This window comes from Ruegeria sp. AL11 (assembly GCF_056540865.1).
Genome location: NZ_JBQFXO010000101.1, coordinates 1 through 514 on the forward strand (window position 1 = coordinate 1; position 514 = coordinate 514).

Here is a 514-nt window from a genome sequence, read left to right on the forward strand (position 1 = left end):
ACTTTTTTGCCTGCCTCGGCAATCACCTCACCTGATTTCGCGTCGATCAGGTCATAGGTCGGACGGGTGCCGCGAACACGCTCGGGGAAGAACGGCGTGACCCAGCCCTTCTTCTTGTCCAGCTTGTAGGACACGGTTTTGTAATACGCGTCCATGATCGCTTCCTGATCCAGACCCAGCGCATAAAGCAGGGTTGTCACAGGCAGTTTGCGGCGGCGGTCGATACGGGCGAACACGATATCCTTGGCATCAAACTCGAAGTCCAGCCAGCTGCCGCGATACGGGATGATGCGGCAGGCAAACAGCAGCTTGCCCGAGGAATGGGTTTTACCCTTGTCGTGGTCAAAGAACACACCGGGCGAGCGGTGCATCTGGGAGACGATCACACGCTCGGTGCCGTTGACGACAAAGGTGCCGTTCGGGGTCATCAGGGGCATGTCGCCCATGAAGACATCCTGTTCCTTGATGTCTTTTACCGATTTCGCGCCGGTGTCCTCATCAACATCGAACACGA

General features: G+C 57.0%; 1 pseudogene. It reads right to left on the reverse strand.

What is annotated here, in order from left to right:
* Positions 1–514 (reverse strand): annotated as a pseudogene (locus tag ACR0IP_RS23495) (DNA-directed RNA polymerase subunit beta); the annotation flags it as partial.